Origin of the sequence: Desulfitibacter sp. BRH_c19 (assembly GCA_001515945.1) — a bacterium.
In the GTDB taxonomy this organism is placed as follows: Bacteria; Bacillota; DSM-16504; order Desulfitibacterales; family Desulfitibacteraceae; genus Desulfitibacter.
The window spans coordinates 167,275-187,467 of sequence record LOER01000026.1 but is presented as its reverse complement, the minus strand read 5'-3'; the positions used below and the strand labels follow the sequence as shown (position 1 = coordinate 187,467).

Here is a 20,193-nt window from a genome sequence, read left to right as displayed (position 1 = left end):
TAAATGGAAATAAACCTATCTCAATTACAAAAATTAGTTACCCAGGCGCTTGTAGAGGATATTGGACATGGTGATCTTACTACTGATAATTTATTTTCGCATGATATTCAGGCCAAGGGTTATTTCTTGGCAAAGGATGACGGAATTATTGCGGGACTTACAGTAGCTGAGACTGTTTTTAAGACCCTTTCCCCAAATATAGCATGGGAAGAAATAGTAAAGGATGGAGACAAGGTACAGAATGGAATGAAACTAGTCTACATCTCTGGTTCACTACCAGCTATCTTAACAGGTGAACGAGTAGCATTAAACTTTTTACAACGTCTTTCTGGTATAGCAACTAAAACCCATAGCTATGTTAAAAAGGTTAAAGGTTATCCGGTAAGAATCGTTGATACAAGAAAAACTGCCCCTGGTTTGAGAATATTAGATAAATATGCAGTAAGAGTCGGTGGCGGAAGCAATCATCGCTTCGGGCTTTATGATGCAGTAATGCTTAAGGATAACCACTTAAAAGCAGCAGGCAGCATCACAAAAGCAATTAGCATTTTAAAAGAAAAGCTTCCATTTACCATTAAAATCGAGGTAGAAACGGAAGATCTTAAGATGGTTCAAGAAGCTCTCGACAATAAAGTAGACATTATCATGCTGGACAATATGTCTCCAGAAATGATGGTTAAAGCTGTAGAGCTAGTAAAGGATCAAGCAATAATAGAAGCTTCTGGAGGAATAACTCTGGATAGTATTAAGGAAATTGCAGCAACAGGAGTAAATATAATCTCTGTTGGCGACCTCACCCATTCAGTAAAAGCCCTTGACATTAGTCTAGAGTTATCCTAGAACTCAAACCTTATAAACAGGATTCTTTATTCAGGTGGAGTTTCCCACAGGATTAGTTCAACTAGAGTTCAGGGACAGTCACCTGAACTAAGTTTTACTGAATGACTTCATCTGAATATTAGAAACCGTTATCCAGGGGCTTAGTACCACTTATCTCCCACTACGCCAGTAGTTCTAGTATTGTGTTTTTTACGATACGTAGAAATACTAGTGCAGAGCCGCCAGTAGTTCTAGCATTGTGATTTTTGCAATGCGTAGAAATACCAGTGCAAAGCAAGAGGTGGGAGTCTTAGTGGTAGTTAGCCATCGGGTAAATCTCCATCATTTTGGAAATCTTATCATATATGTGTATAATAGCAATAGAACTTAATTTTCCCCTATGAGGAGGTAGATAGATATGACAAGCATTAAAGAACTTACAATAAATACCATCAGGGTATTGTCTGCTGAAGCAGTTGAAAAGGCAAATTCAGGACACCCAGGACTTCCCCTTGGTTTAGCACCAGCGGCCTATGTATTGTGGTCTCAAGTATTAAAGCATAATCCCGTTAATCCTAGATGGCCTAATAGAGACAGATTTATTCTCTCAGCAGGCCATGGCTCCATACTTCTTTACTGTCTTCTACATTTATTTGACTATGGATTATCTATGGATGACATTAAGTCTTTCAGACAATGGGGAAGTGATACACCAGGCCATCCAGAATACGGCCATACAGTAGGAGTAGAAACTACAACTGGTCCATTAGGACAGGGTTTTGCCAATGGTGTTGGTATGGCCATTGCCGAAAAAAGATTAGCTGCTGAGTTCAATCGTGAAGGGCACAATATTGTGGATCATTTTACATATATCTTTGCAAGCGATGGAGATATGATGGAAGGCATTAGTTCAGAGGCAGCTTCATTAGCTGGACACCTAAAGCTAGGAAAGCTCATCTGTATCTATGATGACAATGACATCACAATAGATGGTGATACCGCTCAAACCTTTACCGAGGATGTTGGTATGCGATACCAAGCCTTTGGTTGGCAGGTTATAGAGGTTACTGACGGTAACGACACGGAAGCAATACTGGCTGCATTAGAAAAGGCAAAAACAGCTACTGATAAGCCAACTATTATCATTTTAAAGACTATCATTGGCTATGGAAGCCCTAATAAGCAGGGCAAGGCCGCTTCCCATGGAGCTCCCCTTGGGAAGGATGAAGTAGCTGCCCTAAAAGAGAATTTAGGCTGGGAGTATAGTGAAGAATTCCATGTACCTGAGGAAGTAAAAAAGCATTTTTCACAGATTATTAATAAGCTTAATACCAAGTCTAAGGTATGGGAAAAGTTATTTACTAACTACAAAAAGGCATATCCACAGCTAGCAAGCAAATGGGATGATTGGCATTGTGATGAACTTCCTACTCAATTATTAGAGGATGATGACTTGTGGAATTTCGATGATAAGCCAATTGCCACACGTAGTGCTTCGGGTCAGGTAATGAATAAGCTCACGAAATATCTGCCAAACCTGGTTGGTGGTTCAGCAGATCTTAATGCTTCAACTAAAACCTACTTGAAAAATATGGGTGACTTTCAAGCTGATACACCTGATGGCAATAACTTGTTTTTTGGCATTAGAGAACACGCAATGGCAGGAATCCTTAATGGAATTGCTCTACATGGAGGATTTAGGGTTTTTGGATCCACCTTCTTTGTGTTTTTTGATTATATGAAACCTTCCATAAGGCTTGCAGCCCTTATGGGTCTGCCTGTAATTTATGTTTTTACACATGATTCTCTAGCAGTTGGGGAGGATGGTCCTACCCATCAACCAATTGAACACTTGATAGCTTTGCGGGCAATTCCAAATATCCAGGTATTCCGGCCTTGTGATGCAAAGGAAACAACTGCAGCTTGGTTGGCAGCTCTAAAAAGAAAGAATGGGCCTACAGCCATAGTACTTACTAGACAAAATTTACCCATTTTAGAAAATAGTTCTATAGAAGCACAAAAGGGTGCATATGTTATTGGAATGGAAAAAGGTAGGAACCCAGAAGTCATTATTCTCGCAAGTGGATCAGAGGTGCCCTTAGCCCTGAATGCTCAAAAAGAACTATGGATCCAAAAGATTGATACAAGAGTTGTCAGTATGATTAGCTGGGAAGTGTTTAAAAGGCAGCCATTCGAGTATAGAGAAGGTATCATCCCAAGCTCAGTAACCAGGAGGATATCCGTTGAAGCTGGAAGCCCTCTTGGATGGAGAGAATTTGTCGGTGATAAGGGCTGTATAATAGGCATTGAAAGCTTTGGAGCATCTGCGCCGGGTAAAATAGTACTAGAGAATATGGGTTTTTCTGTAGATAATATTGTTGAAAAAGTGGTTGGATTGATGAAGAACATGCAGAGCTAAATATATTACCCCTTAGTATTTTTTACATTTTGATATAGCTCCCCATTTTGATATAACTCCCCTTTTTGATATGCTCCCCTTAAGGTAGACAGGTTAAATAATATAATCTGTTACCAAAGGGGAGTTTTTTAAATTCTATTTCAGCTAATAATTATATATCTTCTAACTCTCTAAATCCTATGCATTCATCAGTATAGGCTCACCTTTCTGCTTTTGATGGCACTTAAAACCCCACTTATAGATGCAAGAACCCATTGACAGTAGTGTGCACCATGCAGTATACTGCACAATAAGGAGGTGGTTATTTTGGATAAATTAATAACAAAAACTACCTTGAAAGATCAAGTATACATTTATTTAAAAAAAGCAATCCTCACTGGCGAAATAGAAGTTGGTAAAACTTATTCAGAGCAATGGTTTGCAGATTTCCTAGGGGTATCACGAACACCTGTCAGGGAAGCAATTCTACAAATTAGGCGAGAGGGTTTACTTGAAACTCTTCCTTGCAAGGGAATTGTTGTAAAAGAAATTTCTTTGTCTGATATCGAGAAGACCTTTCAGATTCGTCTAGCCCTAGAAGGTTTTTGTGTTATAACTTTAGCCAAAGAATCGAATACACAGGCCGCTCAAAAACTCATATCTCATCTAGGAAATTTAATTGACAAACAGAAAGAATTAGCTAATCCTGAGTATAAATATGAGTTTATGGAGATGGACGAATTATTTCACAGAGAAATTATAAACTATATCGACAATAACAAGTTCATTGAAAACTTTGAAGATATCAGAAGCCGTGTTGAAAGATTGTGTATGGACACGTTGAAAATGGAAGGTAGAATGGATAGTACAATAAAAGAACATAATGATATTTATCAAAACATCAGAAGTGCTCAGCCTTGGAAGGCATATACCGCAATGGAAGATCATCTGACTAATGCTAAGAAATTGCTCATGTCCTGTATGCAAGGGTGAAATGAGTTAGCTCTCGGGAAACAAACATACCATAATTAACCAAGGAGGTAATATTTAATGAAGTTAACATCAAGAGAAAGAGTTTTAAGAACCTTACAGCTTATGGAGACTGACAGAATACCATGTTCACCTTTTGTTTTTGATGCCTGGTTTGGGCTTGCACCAAAGGATTATGCTGATAGGCTTGTAGCAAATACTGATATTATGGTGGCAGTACGTACAGGCACCAAGGCCGAAACCTGGGTTGGGGGTGAATTGCATAATGTTTTCAAAAGATTTTCTACTTCAGATGGTAATATTAGAGAAGTAATACAAACTCCCAAGGGAGAACTAACTGCAACCATAAAACCAACTGGAGACCATATTGATTGGTATCTTGAACACCTTTTTAAAGATCCCTCAGATGTGGAAAAATTCCTTTCTATTCCTTATAAGCCTCTTAATCCACCAATGGAAAACTTTTATAAGTGGGAAAACTATATTGGTACCGAAGGACTTGTGCTAGGAGAAATATCAAATCCTTTCTATTGTCCTGCGTACTACTTTGGAACTGAACAAAATTTAATTCAGACATATAGCAATACAGAACTGATTATTCAATTACAAGATGCTCTGGTGGAAAGAGCTTGTGATGTAATAAAAAATGCAAGTAAGCTGGGAGTTAAGGTTTGGAGAATAATTGGAGCAGAGTATGCGTCGCCTAGAGTATTACCACCTAGATTCTTCAAGGACATTATTGTTAAGTATGACAAAAAACTGGTAGATACAATTCATGAATGTGGTGGAATTGCCTATATGCATATGCATGATAAAATGATGGATGTTATTGATGACATTATTGAAATTGGCCCAGATGCTCTGGATCCGCTAGAAGCTCCCCCCTTAGGTGATGTTGATCTTCATGTTCTGAAGGAACGACTTGGAAATAAAATGTGCCTTGTTGGCAACATTGATGATATGAATGTACTTTCCAAAGCCTCTACGGAAGAGGTAGAAAAACTTAGCTTAGAATGTATTAAAGCTGCAGGTAAAGGTGGAGGTTATATTTTAGGCGGTACTGCATCTGGTCTCTTCATGCCTAAAACTGTAGATAACTTTATTGTAATGGCCGATGTTTGTAAAAGAATGAAACAGTAGTTCTGTAGACATAGAAAGAGGGCAGTTCAATAATGAATCCCCCCTTTCTATCTACTAGCTCCTCTTATACTCATTAAAACAGTCTAAGCAGACAATTTTTCCATCTTCCAGCCTTCCTCTTGGTTCCATAAAATGCTCCCCACATTTATCACAGAGAATTGATTTGAAAATACGGGCCTTTTCTGGCAACTTTACATTAACCCAATTGATACTACAGATCTCCTCTTGGGGTCCTTTAAGAATATGCTGAATCCTCTTTTCTTTCATTTCTTGAAAAAGCTGTTTCTCCATTTGAGAGGCCTTGCCTGTCATTACCTTTTCCCTTAAGGCATCATCTGGCCTATGGGCTTCTCCTGCACCCATAATAATTCTGATAGCTTTTCCATTACTTCGTAACACAAAAGTAAATGCGGATTTACCATGGTCCTTAAAAATTAAATTACCTTTTCCTAAAGTGCAACCTGTTAATGCTTGTATACCATCAACGCTACAAGAATCTGTTTCCACTATAGCAACCATTTCCTCATCAGCTGCACGCCCAGACGCAAGATTTTCTAGAGCAATTGCACTTGCCCTTACTCCATAGGCAAGACCCGGACAAGAATGTCCATGAAAGTCTACTGCTTTTTTCCATAGTTCATTAATGTTTATTGTTGAACTCACAACCTATCACCTTCCTTTATAACCCCATTTTACCATTTAACATTGATATTTCATAATTATCAATAAGGAAAAAACTTATTCAATCTTGAAGATTTAATGAAGATAGCTAGTTTAAAAAAGGGTTATATAGTTCAATATAAAACTATTGTAATATGTAGAAAAATTATCTTAGGAGTGATATTTATGAAGTATGAACTTCCAGTACTACCGTATGCATATGATGCCCTTGAACCTCATAATGATGAACAAACACTAAAGCTTCACCATGATGCACATCATAAATCTTATGTCGATGGACTAAATAATGCAATATCAAAACTTGCCGAAGCACGAGAGACAGGAGATTTCGGATTGATTAAGCATTGGGAGAGGGAATTGGCTTTTCATGGATCGGGCCATGTACTGCACACCCTGTTTTGGAACAATATGTCTCCTAACGGTGGCGGGAATCCAACCGGAAAAATTGCTTCACAAATAGAAAAAGACTTTGGTAGCTTTGAAGCCTTTAAAAAACATTTTACATCTGTTGCAGCTACAGTTGAAGGGTCTGGTTGGGGTGTTTTAGCCTGGAATCCTCATGGAAATAAGCTAGAAATAATGGCAGCTGAAAAGCATCAGGATTTAACCATCTGGGGAGCAGTTCCTTTACTAGTTTGTGACGTCTGGGAGCATGCGTATTATTTAAAGTATCAGAATAAAAGGCCTGCTTGGATAGAAGCTTGGTGGAACCTGGTGAACTGGGAAGATGTAAATAATAGATTAGCTAAGTAAAAATAGCTATCTAGAATTCCAAATCTACTGCAAAAACCTGGATGAATTGTCTCCAGGTTTTCACTTCCATTAATATTATCCATATAGTATTAGTGGAAAACATAAGCCTATTGTTAAGTAAATAACCCTGTGATAAGATACATTTAAAACTGGAGGAAATTTCACAATGAATATTGAAATAATTTATGAAAAACTCATTAGCTATGGTGCAAGCCTTTTGCTAGCATTATTATTTCTCATTGTCGGTTTGAAGATAATTAAGATGCTAGTAAATACAATCTCCAAAAGATTTGAAAAGATTGAAATTGATCAGGCATTAAAACCTTTCTTAGTTTCAATTGTTAAAGTATCATTGCAGATTCTACTTGTAATTTCTATTGCTTCCATGATAGGAATAGAGATGACTTCTTTTATAGCAGTTATTGGTGCTGGAGCCTTTGCTGTTGGGCTTGCTCTCCAGGGTAGTCTGGCTAATTTTGCTGGGGGAGTTTTAATTCTTCTTTTAAAACCATTTAAGGTTGGGGATTACATTGAAGTGGTTGGTTACTCAGGTACTGTAAAGGAGATTCAAATCTTCCATACTATTTTAAATACGCCAGATAACAAAAGGGTTATAATTCCTAATGCAAATTTATCAAACAGTAGTACATTAAACTATAGTTCAAACCCAACTAGAAGAGTTGACTTTACATTCGGTGTCGGTTATCAGGATGATATTAAAAAGGTAAAAATGGTCTTAAGAAAAATAGCAGAAAATAATCCTCTTGTCCTAAAAGACCCTCCCGTGCAAATAGTACTAGGAGAACATGGTGACAATGCTGTTATCTTCTACATGAGATTATGGTGTGAAAAAGATGATTATTGGTCAATCTATTTCGACATTCTAGAAGCGGCTAAACATGAGTTTGATAAAGAAGGAATTAACATCCCATATCCTCAGATGGATATCCATATGAGTAAATAGCACAATGATAATGTCTTAGACAGATAAGCCTAGCTAAGGTTACCTTTTTAAGACATTTTTTCTGTTATGGTCATCTTCTGTAGCTTGCCGTAAGTTAAAGTCCTCCATAGCCATTCTATAGGACCAAATCTATATTTATTCAGCCACAGTCTGCTTATAAAAATCTGCGTAGCAAAGATTATGAGAGTAAAAACTAACCCAGCAGCCGGTCCAACTTTACCATATAGACCCAACCCATAGCTATAGAAAATTGTTGTACAAACAATTGATTGGAACAGATAATTGCTCAATGCCATTCTACCTACATTTGCCAATGGCCTTAATTTTTGTATCCAGTCTTTATTCTGACATAGCAATACAATTGATGACATATAGAAAATACTTAATCCCGGATCTGCTAAAACCCTGGAACCCATATTTATCAAATCGTATATCGATCCAGTAGACCTTAGATCTACTTGCAGCCCGCTAAGATAGTTTATGATACTCATGCTAAAACCAATAACTAAGCTCCACTTCCAAACCCTCTTTATAAATGGCAAATTATGCTTAATATCCTGAAAGATTCTTTTTTTACCGCCGTAAAGACCCAACAAAAACATGGGAAATATCAAAGGTAAGACAAAGATGAGATAGTTATAAGTGAAGAGGGTATCCTCCACACGCTGGGCCATTAGTTCACCGAAGGTACCTTGACCATAAGCATAAATGGAGCTTTCTACTTTCATCTCAATGTTTGTAAAAAACTCCTGCATGTATACAGCGTAAGCTACATCATCTACAGAGATTGTAGATAACAGCGTTAAAGCTGTAGGTAGTACTGCAATAGTAAAGAATATTACAACCCAGGTGAGTATGGTTTTAGGTTTACGGTTAAAGAATAGGGGTAATAAAAATCCCAGTATTGCGTACGAAACGAGAATATCCCCGAACCAGATAAAAAAGGCATGAAATAGACCTATAATAAGTAATATAAATATCCTTCTATAAAAAAGTAGTAATGGTTTAGCACTCCTTACCTTTGCCCGTTCCATAAAAATTACAAAACCAAGTCCAAAAAGAAAAGAAAACATGGAATAAAATTTTCCTTCAATAAAAAGGCTAATCACTCCCAAAACAGCTTTATCCAAGAAGACTGTCCACATTTCTTGACCCAATAGTTCCAAATACATAATTGGATAACTGAAAAAAGCCATATTTACAATTAGTATCCCTAAAAGAGCAAAACCACGTATTATATCTATAACTTCAATTCGTTCATGAAACTGTATAGGTCCAGGCATTAGAGAATTCATAGTATCCAGAGCCCGGAATTGATCATTCAATTCATCAAATCCTTTCCTTTGTTAGAAAGACATAAACAGATTCTTAATCTCTATAGCATTATATAGCTCATAACTTGACTTTTGCAAATGATACTAGTAAAACCAAATTTTTTATCTATCTGTTTGAAACTCTTTAGAGATACTTTCGTCTATATATATAGGATAACTGATATGCTTTATTTTAAAGTGCACATTAATCCTGAAATTAGTGTATTATTAAATTAAATACTATTCACAGGAAAACTAACACGGGAGTTGAGAAAGAAATGAGTATTATATTACTTATTGTTCCAGTACTAATTGTCGCCCTAATTGTACTTCTAGTAGTTGGAGTAAAATTTGACCAAGAAAAAGGAGGAGAAAATGTGATTAAAAATGTGTATATTTATTTGGTACTGTTTGCAACTTTAATGATGACCATTGGTGGAAGTGTAGCAGCCTTTATGGCAGTTGCCGATATAGTTGCTCCAGCTCCATATTACCAATCCTTTGAAGAATTTCAACGCTGGGGTGCAGATAAACCTTATCCAGATGGTGAAGTCTCAGAAGAAGCTAGCCTTTCTGCGGAAGAGTTAAGAGAGAAATATGATGCTATGGTATCTTCAGAAAAAGAACGCCAAATTAGCAGGGCACAAAACAATCTAATTAAGAGTTTTGGTTGGATAGTCATTCCATTCCCCATATTTATGTTCTTCCAAAGGCGTCTAAATAAGAAGGAAGCCGTATAATAAAGGTATTTAAATAAGTTGACTAGGATATGTTTAAATCCCCTGTGAAAAATTTTCAGGGGATTTTTGAATCACTATAATTAATATGTAAAATGTTTCAAATCAAATCAATACGTCAATATTAATAAAAGCTTGAAAAATATGCTATAATTATGCAGGCATTTAAAATATTGCTACTTAATTTCGCATAACTAGGAGATCATTATTATGAAAATGGCTATTCAGGGATTGCTGCTAGGTTTTATCATAGTTTTGCCAGGGATGAGTGGCGGAACAGTATTTTTAATTTTTGGTATTTATGAACAGTTGATGAGAGATTTATCCAAGTTTAATCTTAAACCATATTTACCCATGGGACTTGGGTTATTACTGGGCGTCTATTTAGGTGGTTTAGGCTTCAGTTTATTCTTTGAACTTCATCGAGATGCCACTGTTGTATTTCTTCTTGGGTTACTTCTAGCATCAGTAAAGCCTGTTGTTGAATCCTGTCCAAAACCTGATAAGAAGAGTTTGACTTCTACGGCTTTGGCTGTTGTTTTGGGAATAGTTATTGGTTATGTTCTAGTTTTTGAAGATATCGGCGCTATTAATCTTGACTTAAATATTAACTGGTTTTTACTTGTTATAGGAGGTGCCCTGGCAACTGCAGCCATGATGATTCCAGGAATTCCTGGGAGTTCTATCCTTATAATATTTGGAGTATACGATGTAATTCTTTTTTCTATAGCAGAACTTAACTTATTTAATCTTTCGATGTTTGGTATAGGAAGCATACTGGGAATTTTTCTTTTGGCCAATACCCTGAATATTATCTATACTAACCATAAAATGTTAATTTCCTACTTTTTTGCCGGACTGATTATAGGGTCCTCAAAGGGACTACTACCGTCTTCTTTTGAACCCGTTTATTTACTGCTTTTTGCATTAGGCTTTACTATGGTCTGGAAATTTAGTGCTAAAAGGAATATCCCTGAGGTAAGTGAAGAGTGATGTTGCATCAGCTCTTCTTCCCCAGTAATATTTCCAACTTTTTAATATCCGTTGTAGGCGGTTGACAAGAAAAATTTTCACATATATAAGCGGTAGTTTTCCCATCTACTGTATCTCTTTCTTTAATAATTGGAATAAGCCTGCAAATTTCCTCACCCGAGGAACCAGGCATTTTAACTGCAACAAGCCTTTCTGGATTGAATCCCTTATTTATAATGTCCAACATATCACTTGTTTCTTTCTTATTAAGGTCACCAATAATATTAATTTCAGTTGTTGGATTTTCTGCAAAATAGACTGCCATTAGAAAATAAGCATATCCCGGAGGTGATTGACTTACAGTACCCCCGAATGCATTTAATTGCTTATCAGCAAGCTCTGCAATCTTTTCATCACCTGTAAGGTCAGCCAATCTTAGAAAGTTTAGTGCAGCTACTGAGTTTCCTGAAGGTACGGCGCCATCATATAGCTCCTTAGGTTTTGTAATAAGTTTTTCTCCATCATGACCGTATAAATACAAGCCACCTTCTTTTTCATCCCAGAACAAATCTACCATATCCTGATGAAACTCTAGAGATAAAGCCAAATACTTTGGATTATAGGAGGTTTGATAGAGCTCAATTAAACCCCATATAAAAAATGCATAATCATCCACATAGGCCAGATGTGCAGTTTCACCATCTCTATAACGAGCAAATAATCTTCCATCTTCTCTTCTTAGTTTAGTATTTACAAATTCTGCGGCATTCTCTGCTGCTTTTGCATACTTTTTATCACCTAATACCCTTGCACCTGTGGCCAAGGCAGCTATCATTAAACCATTCCAGGCGGTTAGTATTTTGTCATCCTTTAGAGGATGTATTCTTTTTTCTCGGTGTAAAAAGAGTTTTTCTCTTTCATTTTTTAGATCCTGCCCAGTATTTAAGTCTTTTCCAATAATATTAGGAATGTTTTCTCCTTCAAAGTTACCTGCATTAGAAATATCAAATGTCTGGCAAAATGCTTTTCCACTTTCCCTACCCAGCACATCAAAAACCTCATCAAGAGACCAAACATAAAACTTACCTTCTACACCTTCTGAATCTGCATCCTCTGCAGAAAAGAAACCACCTTCCTCTGAAGTCATATCCCGTAAAACATATGAAAATATCTCTCTAGCAACCCTTGCATAAAACTCATTTTGAGTAGCTTGATAGCATTCTAGATATGCTATGGCTAAGAGGGCATTGTCATAGAGCATCTTCTCAAAATGTGGTACTAGCCACTTTTTATCTGTGGAATATCTAGAAAATCCCCAACCAACATGATCATACATTCCACCCTGATACATAGACTGAAGGGTCTTTTCTACCATATCTAAAGCCTTCTTATTGCCTGACATCTTCCAATATCGTAATAAAAATGTCAAGTTATGGGGTGTAGGAAACTTAGGTGCTTCCCCAAAACCTCCATATATAGAATCAAAACTCTGTTCATAGTAACGGTAAGCATGATCAAGAGCCTCTCTCTCAACTGCTCCAGCTTCACTTTTAAAGTATTTATTCTCAATTCCCTTAACTACGGATTCCCCTGCACTAAGTACCTTATCTCTTTTATTTTCCCATGCATCTTGGAGTTCTTCTAATATTTCTATTATCCCAGAACGGCCATATTTCCTCTCCTTTGGAAAATAAGTTCCAGCAAAGAAGGGCTTTTTATCGGGAGTCATAAAAATTGTTAACGGCCAACCTCCCTGACCCGTGAGCGCCTGACATACTGCCATATATATTGCATCCACATCAGTCCGTTCTTCTCTATCTACTTTAATTGATATGTAATATTTATTTAGAACCTCTGCTACCTCTTCATCCTCAAAGGATTCCCTTTCCATCACATGACACCAATGGCAAGTGCTGTAGCCGATACTTAGAAACACAGGCTTGTCTTCCTCTTTGGCCTTTTCAAATGCCTCTTCTCCCCAGGGATACCAGTCTACAGGATTATATTGATGTTGTAATAAATATGGAGATTTTTCATTAGCTAATCTATTGGGTATTTTTTGATTTGACATTTTTATCACCCTCTTTAATATAAATATTATTCCGTTAAACTATATTATTCCCTCTTAATCATAATATATTTTCTTAAGTTATAGTGTTAAGTTTCTATGTGTTTTACAAGCAATAAAGCACCTCTTATGGTAATCCCCTACACTAAGAAGTGCTTTTTGATCCCTTAGCTCAATTCATGATACTTATTTAAAATTATTATTCTTTTAATATCTTTATAAAAATGAGTATCTTTTAATAGTGGATTATTAAAGGATTTTACAGATTGAATTTTAATATTTCTTATTCAAAATAAAGTAATATTATTTTCATACCCTTCCAAAACCCCACTTTCGGATAAAGGCAAAACCCTACTTTCGAGAGGTTCCCCAAGCACTAGAAAGGTTTATAAATAAAGCATGAAGATTTTTATTTAAGGGGGAATCGTAATGAGTTCTTTTTCTTTATCAAAATTATTTAAGAAAGTTCTGGCTACCTTAGCCCTGATCATTTTAATAATGACTGTATATTTGGTTTGGGCACGACCTTACCAGCTTAATTGGGGCGCAACGGACCAAGAAGTTACACAGGTCATGCCAGGCGATCATTTGGAGCCACAGCCAGAATTCTTCGCTACACGGGCGATTACCATTTCAGGTACGCCTGAGGAAATCTGGCCTTGGCTACTACAAATGGGATATGGTCGAGCTGGGTATTATGGCTATGATATTGTGGAAAACCTCGGAAGTCCATTAGGAATTCACAGCGCTGACCGCATCTTGCCAGAGTTTCAACAATTTAAGATTGGAGATGAAGTTCCTATTAGTTCTGTAGCTCGCATGGTCTTCTATGATATTGAACCAAACCAACACATAATTTGGACTGGAACAGAACAAAAAGGCAGTTTTATCTGGGCATTATATCCTATAGATAAGGACCATACCCGTTTAATTAGTCGCATTCGCTGGTCTTTTCATTGGACTGAGCCTAGCTTGCTTTCTCTAGACCTATTCACGGAATTCACCGATTATCTTGCAGTCCGTAAAATTTTGCAAGGCGTAAAAGGCCGGGTAGAAAATCAAATAGAACCAATGGCCCATCAAAACACAGAGGTTGTAATTTATGTGTTAACTGCTTTGATTTTTATATCAACTTTATTATCACTACTCATTCGCCGACTAACATTGAAGAGATGGCTAACAGGATTAGTCGTAGGAGTAGTCTGGCTAGTCACTTGGTTTTCACCTTTACCCATTTGGGTAGGAGTTGGGCTGGAACTTCTTGTAATCTGGAGGCTATTCAATCTACAAGACTTCTTTACAAAAAGAAATGTAGAAAAACCAAGTGAAAATTCAATTTAACAGGAAAATTAAATTAGCCATTCTTTTGACTCGTAAGGCTTAAACAAAATGTGAGTAGGAGGTGATCGCAGATGAAACATTACGAGATCATAATCAAGGGCCACATTGATTGGCGCCGGGCAGATTGGTTTGCAGGACTTGAAATAACTCAACTTCCCGATGGGAAAAGCCTTCTGTCTGGGGAAGTAGCGGATCAGGCCGCTTTACATGGCATCTTAAACAGAGTTAGGGATATGGGCTTACCATTGTTATCGGTAAAGCAGAAGGAGTGAACTCTTTCAGCCAAAGCTGAACATCGGGGAAACAGAAGTGGACTCTAAATCCATAGAATATTTTTGACAAATACAATACTGGAGGGTAAAAAATCATGAAAATTATTACAACTATAATGTCTTCATTATCTGGTCTCTTACTACTATCTGTTTTAATTTGTGGTCTCTGGATAAGAACTCAAAAAACCACCCTAGCAATTCCTGATGATGCGATTAACTTTCACGTTATTCTGGGAGTAGCCACGGTAGTAATAACTCTTTTGACCATAGGTACACTCTTTTTTAAGTTTGTTCGTGGGTGAAATAATGAAAAAATATTAAAACTAATGTAATTTAGCTGTCCTTATAGGGCAGCTTTTTTTGTTGAGAAAATTTCACACTTTTCATAAGTAATGCAGGAAAACACAGTTGCCTGTAAGAATATTACGATAAATAGTGAAAGATAAAGGGGTTAGATTGATATGGCAAGTACATTACTCAAAACCAAAATTCATGTACCAAAACCCCGCCCGGCGTTAGTTAGGCGTACGAGGCTGTTAGAGCGTCTTGATGAAGGGCTATTTATGGGTAAACCTTTTTCCTTGATCTCAGCTCCCGCGGGATATGGAAAAACAACCTTGATAACAAATTGGTTTGAGCAAGTTGACCGTGCGAAGGCCTGGCTTTCCCTAGATGAAAATGATAACGATCCTGTGAGGTTTTTTTCTTATATAATTGCAGCTTTGCAGACTGTTGATTTAAAAATGGGACAACAGACCGCTAGACTATTAACTGGATCAGGCATGCTACCGACACAAACTCTAGTGGTCAACTTAGTCAATGAGATACTTACGACATCCGAGCCATTTATTCTTGTCTTGGACGATTTCCATGTGATAAAAAACGAACATATTTTTCAAGCAGTCCAGGCTTTACTGGATCATCATCTACACTTTCTACACCTAGTAATAATAACAAGGGAAGATCCGGCAATCTCTCTTCCACGTTTACGGGTTCGTAATCAAATAACGGAAATTCGTATGAATGATCTACGCTTCGATCTGTCCGAGGCGATCGAATTCTTCATAACTTCTGCTGGCGTAAAGCTTAAAGATGAGGAAGTTGCAGCACTAGAGGTCCGTACGGAAGGCTGGATTGCCGGTTTGCAACTAGCCGCGCATTCGATTAAGGGAAGGGCTGCTGAACACGCGGGTGAATTCATCAAGGATTTTAGCGGCAATCACCGCTATATTATCGATTATCTAATGGAAGAGGTTATTAAGCTCACTAATCCAGAGATAAGAATGTTTCTTACCCATACTGCTGTCGTGGATCGATTCAATGCGGAATTGGGCGATGAGTTGACGGGTGAGAGTAACGCCAAAAAGATTATCGCTCAGTTGGAACAGGCTAACCTATTTCTAATCCCTTTGGATAGTGAGAGCCAATGGTACAGGTATCATCACCTATTTGCTCAATTTCTACGTACGGAATTAACGAAATCCCAACAAATCCACATTCAGCAACGGGCGGCCAATTGGTTTGCCGACAATGGTCTACCAGAAGAAGGTATCAAATATGCTCTGGCAGGCGGAGCTTACGATTTAGCTGGCGATTTACTTAAGACCCAAGCTACTCGGGTATTTCAAAAGGGTGAAATGGTCACCCTGTTAGATTGGCTAAATTTGCTACCGGCTGAATTGGTGGATGCTAATGGAGAATTTGCGGGTTACAAGGCTTGGGCTTTATTTTTGCTGGGTAAAAGCGAAGAAACAGTACTTTTTTTGGAAAAAACTGAACAAATTAAGCCGGAAAACATTAACCGGCTCGCAGAAGGGAGATTATTAGCCCTGCGGGGTTGGATAGCTAATTATAGTGAAGACCCCCGGACCAAGGAAATTGCGTTATTAGCTATAGAGAGACTGGGTGACCAAGATCCCTTTTTTCGAGAGATTGCACTCATGTCACTAGGCCACGCCCAAAGAAAAAATGAACCGATGCCAGAATCCACGGCAACTCTGTACATGGCATATGATACAGCCCGTAATGCAGCACACATATTTACCAGCCTAGCAGCCTTGCTAGATATTACCATGAATTTAGTAATTCAAGGTGGGCGCAGGGAATCAATGGAACTATGTAATATGGCATTACACCAATATGTTGACGGTCAAGGCAAACCTCTGCCAATGGCGAAATTGTTATATATTCCGTTAGGAATACTCCAATACGAAGGTAACAACCTGGAACAAGCCCGAGATTTACTGGAAGAGGGAATTAGGGCCAGCCTCAGTTTGGGATTAAACAGAATATTGGGCGGTGATGCTGAACAAACGCTTGCCCTCGTGTACTGGGCTTTAGGCGATAATCAGACCGCGTGGAATGTGCTGGAGAAAGCTAAGGCCAATACCGATGCCAAAGCTTTCCCAATCATTTGGGATAGATACAAGGCCTTCGAGGCACATCTATTATTAAAACAGGGAGATTTGGCTGGGGCTCTGGCCTGGGCCGAGTCTTCAGGCTTAAATCCGGTGGACAGTATTACCTCTTTTAAAGAGATACCATATATGGTTATAGCAAGAACATTATACAAAGCAGGACGGTACGACGAAGCCTGGGAGATATTGAATAACATCCAGCAGTTTGACCGGGAAAGAGGAAGATACGGAAGGTTAGTTTATGTAAATATTGTTTTTTCTTTAGTTTCACAGGCCTTGGGCCGACAAGAGGAAGCTATCAGATCTATGGTAGAAGCAGTAAATTATGCAGCCACAGAAGGATACATACGTCCCTTTCTAGGCGAAGGATCGGAGGTTGGGAAATTACTGCTTGCCGTGAAAAATACAAAACCGGAGTTCCTAACGCCTCTCTTAGGCCACTTTGCCCAACAACCTAAACAAGAGATAACGTCAATTCCATCCTTACATGGTTCAGAGATGATTGAAACATTAAGCCTGCGAGAATTGGAGGTTTTAAGATTATTGGCGGCCGGACTGTCCAACGCAGAGATAGGCTCGAAATTATTTATATCACTTGGCACAGTAAAATGGCATGTGAAAAACATATTTGGCAAGTTGGGAGTGGGAAGCCGTACTCAGGCAGTAGCTTATGCCCATGAGTTGGGGCTTTTGAAATATCGAGAATCCTAACCTAGATAAAATATTTAGATGAATTACTCCTTAACATTGCTGCTGTCTTGACAAACAAGGTCTATCGTAGTAAACTTGTATATGAGGTCTATTGAGATAAACTTTTGGAGGTAGTTACTATGGAACAATACAAACTATTCGATGCCGAGTATAGATTTGCAAGTTTAATTTGGGATAATGAACCTATTAACTCTACCAAACTTGTAAAGCTTAGTCTTGACAAGCTGGGTTGGAAAAAATCCACTACATACACAGTTTTAAGAAAGCTTTGTGAACGTGGGATACTCAAAAATGAAGATGCAACAGTTTCAGCAATTGTTAAAAAAGAGGATGCTCAAAAATACGAAAGTCGGGCGATGATTGAAAACACTTTTGATGGCTCTTTACCGCAGTTTTTAACAGCATTTCTAGATGAAAAGAAGATTACTGAAAAGGAGGCCGAAGAGCTAAAGCGTATTATTGAGGGGGCAACAAAATGACAAGCTACTTTACTACTATACTTAATATGAGTATTACTGCAAGCTATGTAGCTCTTGCAGTTATTGCAATAAGGATACCCTTTAAAAAAATTCCTAAGATTTTCTCTTATGCATTATGGTTGCCGGTATTAATAAGACTCATATTTCCTTTTAGTTTTAACTCTAGCTTCAGCTTTTTAGGTTTTCTTAAACATAATGCTCAAACTAATAGTGCAATGGAATATGTCCCTAACAATATCGGTTTCATGCAAAATCCTGCTGTTAGTGTCGGGAGCAACGAAATAAATACTGTTGTGAACACATCGCTCCCAATTGCTACACCAACAGCAAGTGCCAATCCTATGCAACTCATAATTGAAATTGCCAGTATTATTTGGGTTGTTGGTATAGTAATTTTGCTAATCTACAGCATTATTTCTTACCTTAAAGTAATAAACAACGTGAAAACCGCAACCCTTGTAAAAGAGAATATTTTTGAAACTGATAGAATTACTACACCATTTGTATGTGGACTTATTGAACCTAAAATATACATTCCTACTAGCTTAAATGAAAATGAGTTGTCTTATATTCTAGCACATGAACAAACCCACATAAAAAGATTAGATTATCTTGTAAAACCATGTGCATTTTTAGTGCTGATTCTTCATTGGTTCAATCCCTTAATGTGGTTATCATTTGCATTAATGAGTAAGGATATGGAAATGTCCTGTGATGAAAGTGTCGTTAAAGAAATGGATATAGCTATTAAAGGAAGCTATGCCCATTCTTTACTTTCCCTTTCATTAAAAAGAAGTAGTTTGCTAATGGGTAGTCCTCTTGCCTTTGGTGAGAGCAATATTAAATCAAGAATCAAAAATATATTAGCCTATAAAAAACCAGCTTTTTGGGTCATTACAGTTACAGTTGTTGTAACCGCTGCACTAATAGTAGTACTGACTGCAAATCCTAAAATTGAACAGGCAGTTGACCCAACTATGGATTTAGCATACGATATAGAGGTTTTAATCACCAACAAAACTCCATATGTAGGAAATAATAGTAAAGTTGTCACCCTCATCGATGCTATGTCATTACCAGTAGGTATTGTACGTGATACAGTAGAGCTTCAAACATCCAATCAGCCCTATGAAATAACTATTAATTTAAATATAACCGACGCTTCCGCTATTTCTACTAATATAGCCCGAACTGTAAATTCTCTTTATAAAAATTCTATACTGCTCTTTAGTCTGATTGATAATGTTGACATCATAAATTACCAATTCTTAGATGATAATAGTAATTATGACGATGCACCTTTGACCTATACAAGAAAAATGGTTGAGAATGGAATAGGGTACGATGTTCGATCTTTTGCAGAAACCTCCGCTTCCCTTAAACTTCTTATTGACGAACTGAATAATATGTCGGTTGGTAAGGTGTCATCCTTTACCGTGGGAACAGAAAAAGCTGACCAAATTGAAAGGTATCTAGAGATTATTATGTCCTCACCTAATACATCATCCAATCCTAGTAACTATATTACAGCTCATCAAGACGAATATGAAAGCATTTTAAAGATGGGTGATGATGCTCTTAATTATCTGCTTTCTCAATTTCAAAAAGGCAGTATTGACAACGACCTTAGAGGCCATATTATAATGGCCCTCTGCAAAGAGCTTTTAGGTGATAGAAATAATGTAACAGATGAAAGCCTTTCACCGCAGGATTGGTTTTCCCAGCTCTCACTACGTGAGGAAATAAAGCTGCCGGATTTTAAGGCGAATGTTTCTGACCCAATAGAACAGCTTGTTTATGATACAGCCATTAAACAATACTCCCAACCCAGCGAAGGATTTACAGTTGTTGCACCCACCATTTTTGGTAGCTATGAAGAAAAAAATAAACTAAAAGTATTTGTAACTGTTTTTAGCAGCAGATACAGACTTTATGATAAAACTACCTCTGAGGTGGGTGGTAGTGTTGTTCCGGCGGCAATTACTTATACAAAAAATGAAGATGGTAGCTTTAAATTAGATGAATACTTGGAAGCTATGGACGGTTCATACTTTTCAAAGTCTATAAAAGAATACTGCATAATGCCAATATCCAAGAAAGAAATAAATGGACTTTTTGATAGAATAATGAATGATTAT

The 20,193-nt window shown here is 37.5% G+C and carries 16 protein-coding genes and 1 pseudogene; 14 read left to right on the top strand and 3 right to left on the bottom strand.

Features of this window, described 5'->3' with window-relative positions:
* Nucleotides 1-3 precede the first annotated feature (3 nt).
* The 4 genes from APF76_17035 (at nt 4) to APF76_17020 (ending at nt 5,347) form a co-directional block, all read left to right on the top strand.
* On the top strand, nt 4-840 hold the full coding sequence (locus APF76_17035) for a nicotinate-nucleotide pyrophosphorylase (protein KUO51193.1): 837 nt from the start codon (nt 4-6) through the stop codon (nt 838-840).
* A 397-nt stretch (nt 841-1,237) separates the two neighbouring features.
* Entirely contained in the window at nt 1,238-3,238 is a 2,001-nt protein-coding gene (locus tag APF76_17030; GenBank protein KUO51192.1) for a transketolase, read from the top strand.
* A gap of 306 nt (nt 3,239-3,544) precedes the next feature.
* On the top strand, nt 3,545-4,210 hold the full coding sequence (locus tag APF76_17025) for a hypothetical protein (protein KUO51191.1): 666 nt from the start codon (nt 3,545-3,547) through the stop codon (nt 4,208-4,210).
* A 57-nt stretch (nt 4,211-4,267) separates the two neighbouring features.
* Entirely contained in the window at nt 4,268-5,347 is a 1,080-nt protein-coding gene (locus tag APF76_17020) for a hypothetical protein (GenBank protein KUO51190.1), read from the top strand.
* A gap of 54 nt (nt 5,348-5,401) precedes the next feature.
* Here the strand turns inward: APF76_17020 and APF76_17015 are convergent, their stop codons facing one another.
* Entirely contained in the window at nt 5,402-5,998 is a 597-nt protein-coding gene (locus tag APF76_17015) for a formylmethanofuran dehydrogenase (protein KUO51323.1), read from the bottom strand.
* Nucleotides 5,999-6,193: 195 nt separating this feature from the next.
* On the opposite strand from APF76_17015, the gene APF76_17010 reads away from it, so the two are divergent.
* Both APF76_17010 and APF76_17005 read left to right on the top strand, forming a co-directional pair.
* Nucleotides 6,194-6,781 carry a superoxide dismutase gene (locus APF76_17010; protein KUO51189.1) on the top strand — a complete coding sequence of 196 codons (588 nt, stop codon included), beginning with the start codon at nt 6,194-6,196 and terminating at the stop codon, nt 6,779-6,781.
* A 166-nt stretch (nt 6,782-6,947) separates the two neighbouring features.
* Nucleotides 6,948-7,745: a mechanosensitive ion channel protein MscS gene (locus tag APF76_17005; protein KUO51188.1), complete on the top strand. Its 798-nt coding sequence runs from the start codon at nt 6,948-6,950 to the stop codon at nt 7,743-7,745.
* Nucleotides 7,746-7,792: 47 nt separating this feature from the next.
* Here APF76_17005 and APF76_17000 read toward each other — a convergent pair whose 3' ends face one another.
* Nucleotides 7,793-9,070: a hypothetical protein gene (locus APF76_17000; GenBank protein ID KUO51187.1), complete on the bottom strand. Its 1,278-nt coding sequence runs from the start codon at nt 9,068-9,070 to the stop codon at nt 7,793-7,795.
* A 266-nt stretch (nt 9,071-9,336) separates the two neighbouring features.
* Here APF76_17000 and APF76_16995 point away from each other — a divergent pair, with 266 nt between their 5' ends.
* A complete protein-coding gene (locus tag APF76_16995; protein ID KUO51186.1) occupies nt 9,337-9,798 on the top strand; it encodes a hypothetical protein in 462 nt (153 codons plus the stop codon).
* A gap of 207 nt (nt 9,799-10,005) precedes the next feature.
* Nucleotides 10,006-10,788, top strand: a complete 783-nt coding sequence (locus APF76_16990) for a hypothetical protein (GenBank protein ID KUO51185.1) — start codon at nt 10,006-10,008, stop codon at nt 10,786-10,788.
* A gap of 7 nt (nt 10,789-10,795) precedes the next feature.
* Here the strand turns inward: APF76_16990 and APF76_16985 are convergent, their stop codons facing one another.
* Nucleotides 10,796-12,838, bottom strand: a complete 2,043-nt coding sequence (locus tag APF76_16985; protein KUO51184.1) for a thioredoxin — start codon at nt 12,836-12,838, stop codon at nt 10,796-10,798.
* 426 nt (nt 12,839-13,264) lie between these two features.
* On the opposite strand from APF76_16985, the gene APF76_16980 reads away from it, so the two are divergent.
* The 6 genes and pseudogenes from APF76_16980 (at nt 13,265) to APF76_16955 (ending at nt 19,467) form a co-directional block, all read left to right on the top strand.
* Nucleotides 13,265-14,176, top strand: a complete 912-nt coding sequence (locus tag APF76_16980; GenBank protein KUO51183.1) for a hypothetical protein — start codon at nt 13,265-13,267, stop codon at nt 14,174-14,176.
* Between the two features lie 71 nt (nt 14,177-14,247).
* Nucleotides 14,248-14,448, top strand: coding sequence for a hypothetical protein (locus APF76_16975; GenBank protein ID KUO51182.1), 201 nt, complete (start codon nt 14,248-14,250; stop codon nt 14,446-14,448).
* A gap of 95 nt (nt 14,449-14,543) precedes the next feature.
* The gene (locus tag APF76_16970; GenBank protein KUO51181.1) at nt 14,544-14,750 is read left to right on the top strand and encodes a hypothetical protein; all 207 of its coding nucleotides are present in this window, start codon (nt 14,544-14,546) and stop codon (nt 14,748-14,750) included.
* Nucleotides 14,751-14,909: 159 nt separating this feature from the next.
* Nucleotides 14,910-17,576 carry a hypothetical protein gene (locus tag APF76_16965; GenBank protein ID KUO51180.1) on the top strand — a complete coding sequence of 889 codons (2,667 nt, stop codon included), beginning with the start codon at nt 14,910-14,912 and terminating at the stop codon, nt 17,574-17,576.
* Nucleotides 17,577-17,695: 119 nt separating this feature from the next.
* The gene (locus APF76_16960; protein KUO51179.1) at nt 17,696-18,055 is read left to right on the top strand and encodes a BlaI/MecI/CopY family transcriptional regulator; all 360 of its coding nucleotides are present in this window, start codon (nt 17,696-17,698) and stop codon (nt 18,053-18,055) included.
* Nucleotides 18,052-19,467, top strand: a pseudogene (locus APF76_16955). The gene APF76_16960 and the pseudogene APF76_16955 overlap by 4 nt, the downstream one beginning before the upstream one ends.
* Nucleotides 19,468-20,193 lie beyond the last annotated feature (726 nt).

Coding starts and splice junctions, on each gene's coding strand:
- APF76_17005 (KUO51188.1), top strand. CDS start 6,948: ATGAATATTGAAATAATTTATGAAAAACTCATTAGCTATGGTGCAAGC.
- APF76_16995 (KUO51186.1), top strand. CDS start 9,337: ATGAGTATTATATTACTTATTGTTCCAGTACTAATTGTCGCCCTAATT.
- APF76_16960 (KUO51179.1), top strand. CDS start 17,696: ATGGAACAATACAAACTATTCGATGCCGAGTATAGATTTGCAAGTTTA.
- APF76_16985 (KUO51184.1), bottom strand. CDS start 12,838: ATGTCAAATCAAAAAATACCCAATAGATTAGCTAATGAAAAATCTCCA.
- APF76_17030 (KUO51192.1), top strand. CDS start 1,238: ATGACAAGCATTAAAGAACTTACAATAAATACCATCAGGGTATTGTCT.
- APF76_17035 (KUO51193.1), top strand. CDS start 4: ATGGAAATAAACCTATCTCAATTACAAAAATTAGTTACCCAGGCGCTT.
- APF76_17010 (KUO51189.1), top strand. CDS start 6,194: ATGAAGTATGAACTTCCAGTACTACCGTATGCATATGATGCCCTTGAA.
- APF76_16965 (KUO51180.1), top strand. CDS start 14,910: ATGGCAAGTACATTACTCAAAACCAAAATTCATGTACCAAAACCCCGC.
- APF76_16970 (KUO51181.1), top strand. CDS start 14,544: ATGAAAATTATTACAACTATAATGTCTTCATTATCTGGTCTCTTACTA.
- APF76_16980 (KUO51183.1), top strand. CDS start 13,265: ATGAGTTCTTTTTCTTTATCAAAATTATTTAAGAAAGTTCTGGCTACC.
- APF76_16975 (KUO51182.1), top strand. CDS start 14,248: ATGAAACATTACGAGATCATAATCAAGGGCCACATTGATTGGCGCCGG.
- APF76_16990 (KUO51185.1), top strand. CDS start 10,006: ATGAAAATGGCTATTCAGGGATTGCTGCTAGGTTTTATCATAGTTTTG.
- APF76_17020 (KUO51190.1), top strand. CDS start 4,268: ATGAAGTTAACATCAAGAGAAAGAGTTTTAAGAACCTTACAGCTTATG.